This window comes from Zhihengliuella sp., assembly GCF_031178195.1.
Classification (GTDB): domain Bacteria; phylum Actinomycetota; class Actinomycetes; order Actinomycetales; family Micrococcaceae; genus Zhihengliuella.
Genome location: NZ_JAPSJL010000005.1, coordinates 82164 through 94896, shown reverse-complemented (window position 1 = coordinate 94896; position 12733 = coordinate 82164). Strand labels below are relative to the sequence as shown.

Sequence of the window (12733 nt, the reverse complement as noted above, 5' to 3'; positions counted from 1 at the left end):
AGTGCTAGAGGTCTGTACGAATCGAGCGTGGCCAGTGGCTACTGATCCGCTCGACGCGCCGCAGTCGACTTTCGCGCTCAATGTCAGTGGCCCGTTCTAGTGTTCGAGGTGTCGATAAGGAGGAGGAGCAATGGCGCTGAGGACGTCTCTGGCTGGTCGAGTGCAGAACACCACGCTGCCCAAGACCCACGCCCTGCTGCCCCTCCTGGAAGCTGTCGTCAACGGCATCCAGGCGATCGACGCCCGCTACGGCGACGACGTCGAACGCGGGTCGCTGAGGGTGCGGATCAGGCGAGAGCCACAAGACGCGCTTGACCTCTCGCCGGCGGCCCCGGGACGCGTGCCGCTGAAGCCGATCATCGGCTTCAGCGTCGAGGACAACGGTGTGGGCTTCACCCCGGACAACATGGCCTCCTTCGAGACGCTCGACAGCGACTTCAAGGCCGGGCTCGGATGCCGCGGGGTCGGCAGGCTCCTGTGGCTCAAGGCCTTCGACCGCGTCGAGGTTCGAAGCGCGTACTGCGACGACGATGGGTCGCTCCAGGGACGCCAGTTCAAGTTCTCGGTGACGCGCGAGGTCGAGCAGGACGCCGCTCCCGAGGGCATCACCGACGCAGGCTCGGTGGTGAGCCTGACTGGATTTAAGCAGACGTACCAGCAGAGCGCCGCGAAGACCGTGGAAGCGATCGCTCGCGAAGTGTTCGAGCACTGCATCTGGTACTTCCTCCGTCCTGGTGGAGCGCCGGACGTGATCGTCTCCGACGATGACGGTGATTCGATCTCGCTCAGGGAGCTGCTCGACGACTCGGGGTACTCGGAGACGACGAGGGCGACAATCGACATCAAGGGGGAAAAGTTCGACCTGCTGGGCCTCCGGCTCAAGTCGTCGGTGCGCAACTCCAGCCCGCGCCTGCACTGGTGCGCCGCGAATCGCGTCGTCAAGGACGAGAGCATCGCTGGCAAGGTGCCAGGGCTGTACGGCCGACTGAGGGACGAGGCATCGACCGAGTTCACGTACGTGTGCTACCTGTCATCGAAGTTCCTCGACGATCACGTTCGCTCTGACCGCACGGACTTCGATCTCCCCGAACGAGTCCCTGGGGAGACCCTGATCGACGAGCCCTCCCTCGATGACATTAGGAAAGGCGTGTTCGCGGAGATCGCGCGGAGCTTGGCTGAGCCACTGGCATCCGCCCAGCAGGCCGGGCGGGAGCGGATGCACCAGTACATCAGCACCAAAGCGCCCAAGTACCGCCCGCTGATCAATCGGATCGAGTCCCTCGGCCTCGCCATCGACCCGTCAATCAAGGATCAGGATCTGGAGCTGGAGCTTCACCGTTGCAGCCAGAAGATCGAGGCCGATGTGCTGGCCGAGGGCCAGGCCGTATTCGCGGAGTCGGACGGCGACAGGCCTGAAGGGTACGAAGAGCGCCTGGCGAAATATCTCGAGACGGTGAAGGAGTTCAACCAGTCCGACCTGGCGAACTACGTCTTCCGTCGACGGACCACGCTTGACATCCTCGACAAGCTGATCCAGGCGGACGACGACGGGAAATACGCTCGGGAGGAATCCATCCACGAGCTCCTCTTCCCGATGCGGAAGGAGTCGGCGGAGGTCGGCGCTGACGCCTCGAACCTCTGGATTCTCGACGAGAGGCTCGTGTTCCACGACTTCCTCGCCTCAGACAAGCCGTTCAAGACCATCTCCATAACGGACGACGACTCGATGAAGAGGCCCGATGTGCTCACGACGCGCGTCATCGAGCCGGATTCTCCGGTCCTCACCGCTGAAGGCAAGAAGCTGCCACTGCAGTCAATCGTCGTCGTCGAGCTCAAGCGTCCAATGCGCGATGATGCGGCCGAGGGAAAGAATCCCATCGAGCAGTGCCTCGACTATGTCGCACGGGTTCGAGCCGGCGTCGCGAAGACGGCCACGGGAAGGCCGATTCCCTCGGCGGACGACCCGCCAGCCTTCTGTTACATCATCGCCGACCTCACCCCGACGATGGTGAGTCGGTGCAAGCTATCGGGCCTGACCATGACGCACGACGGGATGGGTTACTTCGGCTTCATCGAGCCGTACAAGGCCTATATCGAGGTCATGAGCTTCGATCGTCTCGTCAACGCTGCCACCGAGCGAAACCGAGCCTTCTTCGACAAGCTCGGCCTGCCGTCGAGTTAGCCGTCGCGATGGACCAGGACGAAGATCGCGGGGGCGACTCCGAGCAGGATCGTGAGGCGGCAGAGGAATTGCCGGCTGACGATGGCGACACGACCTCGCCGGACGCAGCTTTTGAGCCCCCGTTCGGCCTTCGACTGCCGGCCGGGTTCTCGCAGTCATTGATGCCCGGCATTGACGACGCTGCGGCGAAGATGCTCGCACCTATCCGGGCGCAATTGGAAGCAATGCTCCCGGACACCTCCGAGTACGCACGAGCGATCACGGGGCCGCTGAACCGACTCCTGCAGGATCAGATGAAGGCCGCTCTGCCGGACTACGACTTGATGGTCAAGAAAGCGATCGAGCCGTACAACGGGCGACTCCGGGAGCAGATGACGTCGATCGCGGCCAGCCTCCCGAAGTTCACAGGTCCGATGATCGACTTCCCGGTGTGGAAGGGCATCGGAGCCAGTCCGGCGACCGAGTCGATGCTCAAGCAGATCACTGCCCATCAGTCCGAGATGTTCGAGGGCCTGCGCAGCTCGCTGAAGCCGCTCTTCGACCCGGAGCTGCTGCGCGGATTCAACCGGGCTCTCCTACCGCCGAACCTGAGGGATTACGCCGACGAGATCCAGGCGCATCAGGTGCACGGGTTCCTGGAGCAGGAGGGCATCCCGCTCTACCTCGTGCCACGGGGGCGGACGGCACTGCGGCTTTTGCGGGCGAAGAATCGCGCAGGACGGCGACGAGTGCTCGGCGACTGCTACGAGTCGCTCATGGAGGACTGTGCCGCCGTGCTCGAACGGGCGGAGCACGAGGCGATCAGCGATGAGCGGGCATTCGCCCTCGACGGCCTCGGCGCGATGCGGGCCGGGCACGCTCGTTCGGCTCAGGCCATGTTCACCGTCACGCTGGACACGCTGATCTATCGTTTCTATCCCGATCGGAAGGCCCGTGGGGTCATCACGAATCGCAAGAGGGGCGCTGATCTCCCCGAGGCGATCGACGAGATGGGCGTCCGAGAAGCGTTCGTGTGGCTGCCGATCTGGAACGCGCACGAGGAGTTCTGGAAGCACAAGGGCGACAAGGTGCCGCACTACTATTCGCGCCACGCGAGCGTCCACGGCGTCTCCTCTCGCCAGTTCAGCAAGAGGAACTGCATCCAGGTGCTCATGCTCGTCACGAGCCTCATCGGCTACGCCAACCGGGTGGCCCGTGAATCCGGCTAGTTTCGCACGGGCCTGCGGCGGTGATGACGGCGTTGCTCAGTCGTTGCTGCCCTTGATGATGTAGCCGCCGTCTCTGAACTCCTGCGACGCCGCCGCCCAGTCCTCGGGGTGCGAGATCGGCAGGAGTCTGTGCTGTTGCTCGTGCGTGCTGTCGTAGGGCGTCGTGGCCTCGAGCTTCATCCGACTGTGGTCCTTGATCAGCAGCATCTCGACGACCTGCGCCGCGGTCTGCAGGTCGTCGGAGATCGTCCCTGCCGAGACGTCGGAGGGAGAGAGCACCGCCTCGCCCGAGGAGTCCAGGTCGACATAGAAGCCGGCCATCTTCTCCTCGTTGGCTCTCTTGCCTGCGACCTCAGCTTCGCTCCTCTTCTTCGCGAGGTGAGCCGTCCAGCCCTCCTGTGACTGGTCCTCCGGGAGCTCATAGGACTCGTAGTCGCCCCAGAACGCCGCGAGTTCCTGACCGAAGACGAAGGCCTCCATGTATTTCACGGCGTGGCGGCGACCGTCCGACGTCAGCCGCGGGACCTCTCGGAGGTCGTCCGCGCCAGAACTCCATGGTTGCTCGAAGGTCTCGTAGATCCACAGCGCCTTGCCCAGCTCCTCCTGTGCGAGGACCGTGAGCGAGCGGGCGCGGCCGAACGACCCGCGCTCAAGCAGGGCATGGGCGTCGGCGATGAGTCCGGAGGCGTTGTCCATGAGCGCCTTCCAGAGCGTTCGCGCTGTGTTCGGATGCATCTCCATAAGAGGATTCTCCCGCAGTTGAGTTCCAGCCGTGGCATCGCGGATGGCGCAGCCAGCATCCCCCATGAGTGGCGGCGACACAGTTCGGCGTTCCGTAGAAAAGTAACCTCTGACGTGTAGACTGGGTCTATGCACCAGAGCCCTCATGCACCCGTCCGCGCGGCGATCTACCTCCGCATCAGCCAGGACCGCGAGATGGACGGCCTCGCCATCGATCGTCAGCGCGCCGACTGCGAGCGGATCGCCAAGGACCGCGGGTGGGAGGTCGTGCGCGAGTACGTCGACCAGTCCAAGAGCGCGACGGACAAGACCAAGGTCCGCCCGGCCTACGACGAGATGGTGCGTGACTACGAGTCGGGCTCTTTCGACGCGATCGTCTGTTACGACCTCGACCGCCTCACCCGCCAGCCGCGCCAGCTCGAGGACTGGATCGACGCCGCCGAGGATCGCGATCTGAAGCTCGTCACGGCAAACGGCGAGGCCGACCTCAACACCGACGGCGGCCGCCTCTATGCGCGCGTGAAGGCCGCGGTCGCCCGCGGTGAGGTCGAGCGGAAGTCGGCCCGCCAGAGCGCGGCGCACGTCCAGCGAGCCGCCCAGGGCCGGCCCCCGAAGGGCGTGAGACCGTTCGGCTACGACATCGACGGAACGGTCATCCCGCACGAGGCCGAGGTCGTCGCCGAGCTCTTCAAGCTGTTCGCCGTGAAAGACGGCCCCTCTCTCGCCGCCCTCGCGGCGGGTCTCTCGGGCAAGGAGGCGAAGCACATCCCGAAGTCGCTCCACCGCGTGCAGCGGTTCACGCGGACCCTCGCGGAGGAGCGGAACGAGCGCCGAGCCGTGGAAGGCCTCGATCCTCGGCAGGTGCCCGAGGACGGCCCCTGGAGCAGCTCGACCGTCCTGGGGATCCTCCGCAACCCGCGGTACGCCGGATGGTCGGTGTACACCGACCGCCGCGATCGGACGAAGAACAAGCGGCGCTCCTGGTACGCCCAGGTCCTGCGCGACGAGAACGGCGACCGGGTCAAGGGCCAGTGGGAGCCGATCGTGGAGGAGGCGACCTGGCTCGCCGTCCAGGAGCGATTGGACATGCCGGCGCGCGTCACCAACAAGACCGGCTCGACCTCGCGCAAGCACCTGGGCTCCGGCCTCTTCCTCTGCGGCATCTGCGGGAAGCCTGTCAAGGCGCACGGCGTCCGCTACCGCTGCGGCGGTCACGTCATGCGCGTGCGGTCACCCGTCGACGACTGGGTGCTGCGGATCGTGCGTGAGAGGCTCGCGCGCCCCGACCTGAAGGACGTGCTGCCGAGCCGCGACGAGCCGCGGCTGCGCGCCATCCAGGCGCAGATCGCCGTGCACGAGGGGAAGATCAAGCGCGCGCAGCACGACTACGACGAGGAGATCATCGAGAGCTACGACCTCAAGCGCGTGCGCGAGCGTGAGAGTGCGAAGATCGTCGTGCTCGAGGCGGAGCGCACATCGCTTACCGCGACCACTGACCTCGGGGGAGTGCTAAACGCCGACGATCCCGTGGCCGCGTTCGACGACGCGGACCTGGCGATACAGCGCCGCGTCGTCGACTTCTTCTGCACTGTTGAGCTCCTTCCCGCTCCACGCGGACGGAAGACGTTCGACCCTGAGACGGTGAAGGTCACTCCGAAGTAGACCAGTGTTCCAGGTCGTATCGGCCGACTCCCTCGATGTGCTCGGTCCGGGCCTCGAGCCACTCGGCCACCGTCTCGTCGCCATCCCAGCCGTCGACAGCGTGCCGTAGCGCCACGGCGGCTACCTCGGCGGCCAGGCGCTCGGTAGCGGCGGTCGACCGCACGGTGAATTCGTGGCTGACGTACTGCTGACCGCCGGTGCGGCTGCGCGACTCAGTCGGCGGCCAGTCCTCCGGCACGCCCTTCCAGCCGCACTCGCACGTGGAAGCGATGTCGCCCTCCACGCCGGCCTACCGCTTGTCCAGCGCCTTTTGAGGCGTCCAGTCCAGCCCCGGTCGGCGCTAGTCGATGACCTCGATCAGCTTCCGATCCCCGTCGGAGAGCGGCTTGGCCGTCTCCCAGCCCGTGAAGGCGTGGCCCTCGAGATCATTCCGTCGTCGTCGTGCGCTCATGCGCCCAGTGTCGCCCCGAAGGCCGTCAGGACATGTGACCACTCACCACGTCGGTCACCGCAGGTCGGAGAATGGATCCACGACGCCCTGAGCGCAGTGCTCGAGGCAGACGAACGCGATGCGCACGCCGGTGCCGTCCACTGAGCGATGTGTCCGGTTCGCGGTCCCCTCCGCAGACTGAGCACCTCCGGTAAACGTCGTCCGTGGGGCCCTGGCCTCGAACCCATCCAGCTAGTCGATGCCGTTGTAGTCCATTCCTACGGGCGCTCCACGGCCGCGTGCTGGTCGAGCCACTTCGGCTCGACACGCCCCAGACCCTCGGCGACGGCAGCCGCCGTCTCCTGCCAGGCCCTCGCCACGGTGTCCAGGCGATCGGTGCCCGTCGCCTCCGCCAGGTCCCGCGCGCACCTCTCCTGGTCGGCGGGAGACAGATCGCGCATCCAGTCAAGGTCCTCGGTCATGTCCTCGATTCTAGGTCGCCCGCCGGACGGACGCTTCGGAGCTACACGATCGGCGTCGGCGTCCGGACGGACTTCGGATGCCGGGCGCACACCGGCGCGACCAGCTCTGGCAGCGGCACCCCGAGCGCGTGAGCGATCCCGTGGAGCGTGCTGATCTTCGCTGCGACGCGACCGGCCTCGATCTGGATGATCGACTTGCGGTGCACTTCGGCGGCTTCGGCGAGCCGCTCGATGGACATCCCGCGCTCCCGTCGGAGACGTGCGATCTCGACGCCGAGGGCGCGCAGATCGGGGACGGGAGCAGGCATGACTCCACGTTCGCGGAGTCGCGTTCAGTGCACAGTAACCTAAACGCGCCTATCCGAGTGTAGGCTCGAGTCAACGTCGACCCGCTGTAGCGACCCGCCGCCACGTGAGTGAGTGACCTCCCGAGTCGACGAGCTGAGACAGACTTCCAAAAAGGGGAGACCTTGGAGCCTTTGAACACTCGACGCTCGAAACTGACAGTGGGGACGGCGCTGGGCGCATCCGTACTCGTCCTGCTCGCCGGCTGCGGCGGCGCGGGCGGCGACGGGTCGTCCTCGTCGACTGGCGGAGGGCAATCGAAGCCGGTGTCCGAGCCAGGAGAGCAGGCAGTCGAGATCGCCGACGGCACCTATGTGGCCGTGAACCTCACTGAGAATAGGAACGAGCGGGCTTCCGTGATCGTCCTCGACGGAGACTCCGTGACGCAGACGTACTCGGACTGCTGGTACGGCGTCACCACGACTTCCGGCACCAGGTCAGGGGAGGAGATCGCGTGGGATGGCGGCGGCGACCTTCCTGGGACGATGGTGGCCAGGATCGACGACGAGGACGTCGTGGGGTTCCATCTGACGGGCACAGGGTCGATCGCGTACCTCGAGGAGTTCTTCCCCGAGGACTCCCACAGCCTGGCCGGCGACCTGGCGGAGTTCAACCAACGCTGCGACTTCCCGATCCCGGACGCGTGATGGAGCGCGAGCAGATCGCGACAGAGCGGCAGGGCGGGCGGATGGCATTCGGACACGTGCAGAGCCGGCTCAGACCCCGGGCACCGAGCGCCGGGGCGACCTGACCGGAAGGAAGTCCTTATGTCCACCAAGAACCTGATCGTCTCCGACCTGAGCGGTCGGCCCGACGCCGTCCCGACGAGCTTCGGGTACGCCGGGACCTGGTACGAGATCGACCTCACGGCCGCCGAGCACGAGGAGCTCGAGCGCTGCATGAGCGCCTACCTCGATGCGGCGCGCAGGGTCGGCACGGCGGTCGTCAAGCCGCTCCCGCAGCGGTTCGTGCCGGACACCACCCCGGTGGAGCGCTCAGCCATCCGCGTCTGGGCGCGAGAGAACGGCCACAGGCTGTCGTCCTACGGGCAGATCCCGAACGCGATCCACAGCGCGTATGCGGCCGCGCACGCGGAGGCCGCGTCGTGAGCGGGGCGGAACGCGTCGACTCGGACTCGGCGAATGGCGCGCTGCTGATGCGCGTTCCGGGACGGGCGCGTCCGCAGAAGCAGGCTCTCAAGGCGTTCGAGGAGACCGTCGCGGCCCTGAAGCGCCGATACAAGCCAGAGTTCTGGTTCTTCTTCATCCCGAAGGCCGAGGACGTGTACCGCTGGCGCGTGCAGCTGGAGTGCGGGTGCGTCCGAGAGCTCTTCACTCTAGGGAAGGACATCTACCCGGATGCCCATCCGTGGACTGGTCCGACCGCCGGAGACGTCCTGCCCCTGGGCGAGGCCTGGTGCACGAACGACCACAGCGACGTCGAGACGGTCTACCGCGACGTCATCGAGTGGATGGATCGACGCGTCAGGGAGTTTCCAGCTGATCCCGAGGAGTGCCCCGACGACACGATCCCCGAGGTCTGGGCGGCGCTGAGGCAGCCGGAACCGCATTCCTCGGCCTTCTGGAGCGTGCGCCTCTCCTGCGGGCACGTCCACGAACACGTCGTGACCGACGTGGGATGGAGGCCGGAGGACGGGCCGAAGCTGGTCACCGTGGAGCGCGCCGCCGAGATGCGGAGCGAGTTCGAGGCGAGCTGGTCCGCCGAGGACGATGCTGGATGGCCCGAGGAAGGCGCTGAGCGCGACCATGTCCGCAAGATGCTCGACCTGCGCTGGCCCCGTCCGGAGCCCGAGCAGGAGTGCCGCACGTGCCGCTACGCACAGCGCATCACCGGCTACCAGCGCATCGGTTGGCTGGTGCCGAAGAAGGACTCGAAGCCGGCTTCGGACGAGCAGGCCGCGGCGGAGCGGTCGAGGACCGAGGCTCGGCTCGCGAAGGTCGAGGCGGAGGCTCGGCGACTGCGCGAGCAGCTCGGCCTGGCCCTCGACGAGTAGGCCGTCAAGGCGCTACTCCGGGTTAGCCGATCCGCGTGCGCGCGTCGCCCACGATCGAGCTGACGGACAGCTCCGCGCCGAGTGCAGCGGCATGGGCGCGGAGCGTTCCGATCCTCACGCCCTCGAGGTCTCCGCGCTCGATCCGGGAGACCTGGCTCGGACCGACGCCGATGCTCGCGGCCAGCTGCGCCTGCGTCAGGCCGAGCTTGACGCGCATCTCGCGGAGTCGGTGCCCGCGAAGCTCGGCCACCATCCTCTCCTTGTGCGCCATGACTCGTTCCCGGTCCACGGGGTGCCCGGCGACCAAGTCGCCCAATCGTCGGCTCATCGTCTCTCTCCGCTCGGATCGACGGGCTTGAGGCGGTGAAGCCTCGGCTCGCGTGGTCTGTACATGCAGCGCCCTGGTGGTCATCCGGACCTCAGGCCTAGACTCCCGGGGCGGTCGATTGTCCAACGGCTCTACCGCTTGCTCTCGAACGGGTCCACGAAGCTGTGTATTCCGTGCTCCGGGCACATGAACGCGATGCGGACGCCGAGTCCGTCGAGCGCAGTGGGCTCGGGCTCGCAGTCTCCACCGCACTCGGCGCAGGTGCGGTATCCCTCGTCGCGGGGCGCGCCGATCCGCAGGCGGTCCGGCCCTTCGAAGCGTCTATGGTCCACGATTCGACCCTACGTCCACGCGTCGCCGACGCCCATCCCGTCGAGCGCAGTTCGGAAGGCGTCGGTTAAGTCCTGGCCGTGCTCGGACGCCCGTCGGGTAGAGAGACGAAGTCCGTCCGCATGGTCGCTCGCCAGGGACCGGATCTCCGAAGGACGGAACTCGCGGGCCCACTCGAGCCCGTTCGTCTTCCTGTCGAAGCGCAGGCAGACCGCGAGGTCAAAGTCGAGGCTCTTGAAGGCGAAGTGCCGCTGCTCGCCGGGCGGCAGTGTCCGGGACTTCACCTGGACACGTCTGCCCTGCGCATCGATCAGGTCGAATGCCGCCGTCGCTGGAGCCGACAGGTCGCCCCCGTAGACGCGCTGGGCGAGGTGCTCCGCGAGCTCGCCCCCGAGGGCGGTCGCCGTCCTGGAGATGCCCCGCCGAGCCACCTCGTGGCGCAGCGACGCCTCCAGCCGCAGGAGGTCGGCCATCGCGAGCCGTTGGAGGTCGTCGGGTGACATGCGCACAACTCTACGAGGGCTCGGGTCGTTGAGAGGGTGGCTGGCGACTTGATCGTGCGGGAATTCTCGAACTATGATCGTGCGAGAAAGGTCGAACGATAGGAGATGCTCCATGCCCCCACGGACCTACCACCACCCGGACCCGAACGAAATTGCGATGCCACGCGTCCTTTTCGCACTCAGCGAGCCTCTGCGCCTGAACATGGTGCGCACGCTCGCCGAACAGGGAGAGACCGACAGCATCGACCTCGGACCCGATCTGCCGCGCTCGACCCTGACCCACCACACGAGCCTGCTGCGCGAGTCCGGCGTGGTCTTCGTCCGCGCCGAGGGACGCAAGTGCATGATCAAGCTCCGCGACGAGGACCTCGAGGCCCGCTTCCCAGGCCTGCTCAGCACGGTGCTCAACGGCTATGAGAACGCCGAGGACGACCACGGGGAGGCTGACGCATGATCCGCAAGCTGTGGCCGCTCGTGATCGCCGCCGTCTCGCTCGGCATCGACGCCTACGTGCTCGCGGGCGTCCTCCCTCAGATAGCAGACTCACTGACCACGACGGTGGCGATGATCGGGCTCGGCGTCACCGCATTCACCGCCGCGTACGCCGTCGCCGGTCCGCTGCTGTCGGGACGCCTCACGCGCGGCAGCACGGCACGGGCGCTGCTCATCGCGCTCGGGCTGTTCAACTTCGGCAACCTCATCACCACCCTCGCACCCGGCATCGAGGTCTTCCTCGCCTCGCGCGTGGTCGCCGGAGTGGGCGCGGGCATCCTCACGGCCGTCGCGACCGCCACGGCCGCGGCGATGGTCGCCGACCATGAGCGGGGCCGCGCCATGTCGCTGGTGACCTTCGGCCTGTCCACTGGCACCGTTGCCGGCGTGCCGGTCGGGATGCTCATCGGCCAGAGCGCCGGATGGCGCTGGACCATGGCCCTGGTCGTGCTCATCGGCGTGGTCAGCATGGCAGCGCTGGCGCTCCGCGCGAAGACGCTCCCGCGTCTCGACGCGCCTGCTGGCGGATCCGCGTTCACGGTTCTGCGATCGAGCCGGACCAGCGTCGGCGTCATGGCTGCCTTCCTCCTGGGCGTCGCCAGCCTGGGCCTCTACACCTACCTCCTGCCCATGGCCGAGGACCGCGGGCTCTCAGGACTGGGCTTCGCCCTGGTCTGGGCATGGGGCATCGGCGGCGTCACCGGGTCCGCGCTGATCGGCCGGCCCCTCGACCGCTTCGGCCCCAAGCCACTGCTGATCGCGCTGCCTGCCCTGCTCGCGCTGAGCTTCGCCGCGGCGTGGCTGTTCTCGTCACCGATCATGTGGTTGATCGCGGCGGTGGTCTGGGGCGCGGCCGGCTGGGCGAGCGTCCCCACGCTGCAGCAGGCCCTGACGGCGGACCGTCCGGCGCAGGCGATGCCGATCATCGCGTTCCAGATGGCCGCGATGTACCTCGGCTCCGCCGTCGGCGCAGCGCTCGGCGGCGCACTGCTGACCGCTGGCATTGGGGCAGCAGATCTCGCCGCGTGGGCGCTCATTCCCGCCGTGCTCGCGCTGGCGCTCACTGCTTGGATCGCGACGCGCGCCGCAGCGCGCAAGGCACCCGAGTCTGCGCAGGCGGAGGCGTGCAGCGTCGCGTGATCGATAATCCAATGGTGCTATGAGCGCCGACGGAAGAACCCCGTGGCCACGAAGGCCACGGGGTTCTTCCGTCACCAGGTTTCGGCCCGAGCACGTCGGCATCGTGCCGCGGAGAGCACTGCCGGTTCTGAGTCTGGCAGGCCCAGAGCTATCGAATACGCCTCCAGCCCCTCGAGCCGCCGGTCGGCAACGCCTACAGCTGATGTCGGCGAATCCGGAGTGCTGGCCATGATGGCCGGTCATGCTCCAAGGCCGCGCTCCACCGCTACAGGTCACACGATGGGACGAAGAGCATCGAGGGCTGCGTCCACCGCGTCGACGAGCCGGTGCGGGTCGGCCTCGGCGCGGGCCGTGACGTGCAGTCCTTGCACCAGGGCGAGAAGCTGCCGAGCATGCGGACAGGCGTCGAGGTCGCTGCGGATCTCGCCGTCCTGCTGCGCGTTCACGAGCGCGGCCGCCAGCCCGTCCTCCAGATCGTGAAACGCCTTGCGGACGATCTCCCGTGCCGTGTCGTCTTCAGGCAGCAGCTCGACCGCGGTGTTGCCGAGCATGCATCCGCGACCCGGCGAGACGCGAGCGGCGTCGACGGCACCGACCAGGAAGGCGCGGATGGCCGGTAGGGCTGGGGCCGCGGCGCGCAGCTCGTCTGCGGCCTGCCGCGCACCAGCGGCGTAGTCCTCGAGAGTGCGGACGAACAGGTCGCGCTTGCCGCCGAACGAGCTGTAGATGCTCCCGGGCAGCAGTCCCGTCGCCTCAGTCAGGTCCCGGAGCGACGACGCTGCGTACCCTCGGAGCCAGAACACGTCCCGCGCGCCGCCGATGACCTGGGCCTCGACGAAGCCTCTGGGTCGACCGGCGCGTGTCATGACCCGATCC

At 67.3% G+C, this 12733-nt stretch carries 16 protein-coding genes; 8 read left to right on the top strand and 8 right to left on the bottom strand.

Annotated features, from left to right (window positions below; translation table 11 throughout):
* Positions 1 to 160 precede the first annotated feature (160 nt).
* Together RIN46_RS09015 and RIN46_RS09010 are read left to right on the top strand one after the other, a co-directional pair.
* Positions 161 to 2182, top strand: coding sequence for an ATP-binding protein (locus tag RIN46_RS09015; protein ID WP_309082193.1), 2022 nt, complete (start codon positions 161 to 163; stop codon positions 2180 to 2182).
* Between the two features lie 161 nt (positions 2183 to 2343).
* Positions 2344 to 3390 carry a hypothetical protein gene (locus tag RIN46_RS09010; RefSeq protein ID WP_309082194.1) on the top strand — a complete coding sequence of 349 codons (1047 nt, stop codon included), beginning with the start codon at positions 2344 to 2346 and terminating at the stop codon, positions 3388 to 3390.
* A gap of 36 nt (positions 3391 to 3426) precedes the next feature.
* On the opposite strand, the gene RIN46_RS09005 is transcribed toward RIN46_RS09010, so the two are convergent.
* Positions 3427 to 4131, bottom strand: coding sequence for an AbiV family abortive infection protein (locus tag RIN46_RS09005; protein ID WP_309082195.1), 705 nt, complete (start codon positions 4129 to 4131; stop codon positions 3427 to 3429).
* A gap of 129 nt (positions 4132 to 4260) precedes the next feature.
* Between RIN46_RS09005 and RIN46_RS09000 the strand changes: the two genes are divergently transcribed.
* Positions 4261 to 5793, top strand: a complete 1533-nt coding sequence (locus RIN46_RS09000) for a recombinase family protein (protein WP_309082196.1) — start codon at positions 4261 to 4263, stop codon at positions 5791 to 5793.
* Here RIN46_RS09000 and RIN46_RS08995 read toward each other — a convergent pair.
* The 3 genes from RIN46_RS08995 to RIN46_RS08985 form a co-directional block, all read right to left on the bottom strand.
* The gene (locus tag RIN46_RS08995; RefSeq protein ID WP_309082197.1) at positions 5780 to 6076 is read right to left on the bottom strand and encodes a hypothetical protein; all 297 of its coding nucleotides are present in this window, start codon (positions 6074 to 6076) and stop codon (positions 5780 to 5782) included. The two genes, RIN46_RS09000 and RIN46_RS08995, sit on opposite strands and share 14 nt — an antisense overlap.
* A 425-nt stretch (positions 6077 to 6501) precedes the next feature.
* Positions 6502 to 6705 (bottom strand): hypothetical protein, encoded by a 204-nt coding sequence (locus tag RIN46_RS08990; protein WP_309082198.1) that lies wholly within the window; start codon positions 6703 to 6705, stop codon positions 6502 to 6504.
* 41 nt (positions 6706 to 6746) lie between these two features.
* Complete coding sequence (locus RIN46_RS08985; RefSeq protein WP_309082199.1) at positions 6747 to 7013, bottom strand: helix-turn-helix transcriptional regulator; 267 nt, start codon at positions 7011 to 7013, stop codon at positions 6747 to 6749.
* Positions 7014 to 7316: 303 nt separating this feature from the next.
* Between RIN46_RS08985 and RIN46_RS08980 the strand changes: the two genes are divergently transcribed.
* The 3 genes from RIN46_RS08980 to RIN46_RS08970 all read left to right on the top strand — a co-directional run bounded on the left by RIN46_RS08980 (position 7317) and on the right by RIN46_RS08970 (position 9064).
* The gene (locus RIN46_RS08980; protein ID WP_309082200.1) at positions 7317 to 7697 is read left to right on the top strand and encodes a hypothetical protein; all 381 of its coding nucleotides are present in this window, start codon (positions 7317 to 7319) and stop codon (positions 7695 to 7697) included.
* Between the two features lie 120 nt (positions 7698 to 7817).
* Positions 7818 to 8159 (top strand): histone-like nucleoid-structuring protein Lsr2, encoded by a 342-nt coding sequence (locus tag RIN46_RS08975; protein ID WP_309082201.1) that lies wholly within the window; start codon positions 7818 to 7820, stop codon positions 8157 to 8159.
* Positions 8156 to 9064, top strand: a complete 909-nt coding sequence (locus RIN46_RS08970; RefSeq protein WP_309082202.1) for a hypothetical protein — start codon at positions 8156 to 8158, stop codon at positions 9062 to 9064. The genes RIN46_RS08975 and RIN46_RS08970 overlap by 4 nt, the downstream gene beginning before the upstream one ends.
* A 22-nt stretch (positions 9065 to 9086) precedes the next feature.
* Here RIN46_RS08970 and RIN46_RS08965 read toward each other — a convergent pair whose 3' ends face one another.
* The 3 genes from RIN46_RS08965 to RIN46_RS08955 form a co-directional block, all read right to left on the bottom strand.
* Positions 9087 to 9392: a helix-turn-helix transcriptional regulator gene (locus RIN46_RS08965; RefSeq protein WP_309082203.1), complete on the bottom strand. Its 306-nt coding sequence runs from the start codon at positions 9390 to 9392 to the stop codon at positions 9087 to 9089.
* A gap of 131 nt (positions 9393 to 9523) precedes the next feature.
* Positions 9524 to 9724, bottom strand: a complete 201-nt coding sequence (locus tag RIN46_RS08960; protein ID WP_309082204.1) for a hypothetical protein — start codon at positions 9722 to 9724, stop codon at positions 9524 to 9526.
* A gap of 9 nt (positions 9725 to 9733) precedes the next feature.
* Complete coding sequence (locus RIN46_RS08955; protein ID WP_309082205.1) at positions 9734 to 10225, bottom strand: hypothetical protein; 492 nt, start codon at positions 10223 to 10225, stop codon at positions 9734 to 9736.
* 112 nt (positions 10226 to 10337) lie between these two features.
* Here RIN46_RS08955 and RIN46_RS08950 point away from each other — a divergent pair, with 112 nt between their 5' ends.
* Both RIN46_RS08950 and RIN46_RS08945 read left to right on the top strand, forming a co-directional pair.
* Positions 10338 to 10679 carry a transcriptional regulator gene (locus RIN46_RS08950; RefSeq protein ID WP_309082206.1) on the top strand — a complete coding sequence of 114 codons (342 nt, stop codon included), beginning with the start codon at positions 10338 to 10340 and terminating at the stop codon, positions 10677 to 10679.
* A complete protein-coding gene (locus RIN46_RS08945; protein WP_309082207.1) occupies positions 10676 to 11857 on the top strand; it encodes an MFS transporter in 1182 nt (393 codons plus the stop codon). The genes RIN46_RS08950 and RIN46_RS08945 overlap by 4 nt, the downstream gene beginning before the upstream one ends.
* Positions 11858 to 12129: 272 nt before the next feature.
* Here RIN46_RS08945 and RIN46_RS08940 read toward each other — a convergent pair whose 3' ends face one another.
* Positions 12130 to 12723, bottom strand: a complete 594-nt coding sequence (locus tag RIN46_RS08940) for a TetR/AcrR family transcriptional regulator (protein WP_309082208.1) — start codon at positions 12721 to 12723, stop codon at positions 12130 to 12132.
* Positions 12724 to 12733 lie beyond the last annotated feature (10 nt).

Bases quoted from the DNA above. Each gene is read 5' to 3' on its own strand.
- RIN46_RS09010 (WP_309082194.1), top strand. From the start codon at position 2,344: ATGCCCGGCATTGACGACGCTGCGGCGAAGATGCTCGCACCTATCCGG.
- RIN46_RS09005 (WP_309082195.1), bottom strand. From the start codon at position 4,131: ATGGAGATGCATCCGAACACAGCGCGAACGCTCTGGAAGGCGCTCATG.
- RIN46_RS09000 (WP_309082196.1), top strand. From the start codon at position 4,261: ATGCACCAGAGCCCTCATGCACCCGTCCGCGCGGCGATCTACCTCCGC.
- RIN46_RS08990 (WP_309082198.1), bottom strand. From the start codon at position 6,705: ATGACCGAGGACCTTGACTGGATGCGCGATCTGTCTCCCGCCGACCAG.
- RIN46_RS08985 (WP_309082199.1), bottom strand. From the start codon at position 7,013: ATGCCTGCTCCCGTCCCCGATCTGCGCGCCCTCGGCGTCGAGATCGCA.
- RIN46_RS08975 (WP_309082201.1), top strand. From the start codon at position 7,818: ATGTCCACCAAGAACCTGATCGTCTCCGACCTGAGCGGTCGGCCCGAC.
- RIN46_RS08965 (WP_309082203.1), bottom strand. From the start codon at position 9,392: ATGAGCCGACGATTGGGCGACTTGGTCGCCGGGCACCCCGTGGACCGG.
- RIN46_RS08955 (WP_309082205.1), bottom strand. From the start codon at position 10,225: ATGTCACCCGACGACCTCCAACGGCTCGCGATGGCCGACCTCCTGCGG.
- RIN46_RS08950 (WP_309082206.1), top strand. From the start codon at position 10,338: ATGCCCCCACGGACCTACCACCACCCGGACCCGAACGAAATTGCGATG.
- RIN46_RS08945 (WP_309082207.1), top strand. From the start codon at position 10,676: ATGATCCGCAAGCTGTGGCCGCTCGTGATCGCCGCCGTCTCGCTCGGC.
- RIN46_RS08940 (WP_309082208.1), bottom strand. From the start codon at position 12,723: ATGACACGCGCCGGTCGACCCAGAGGCTTCGTCGAGGCCCAGGTCATC.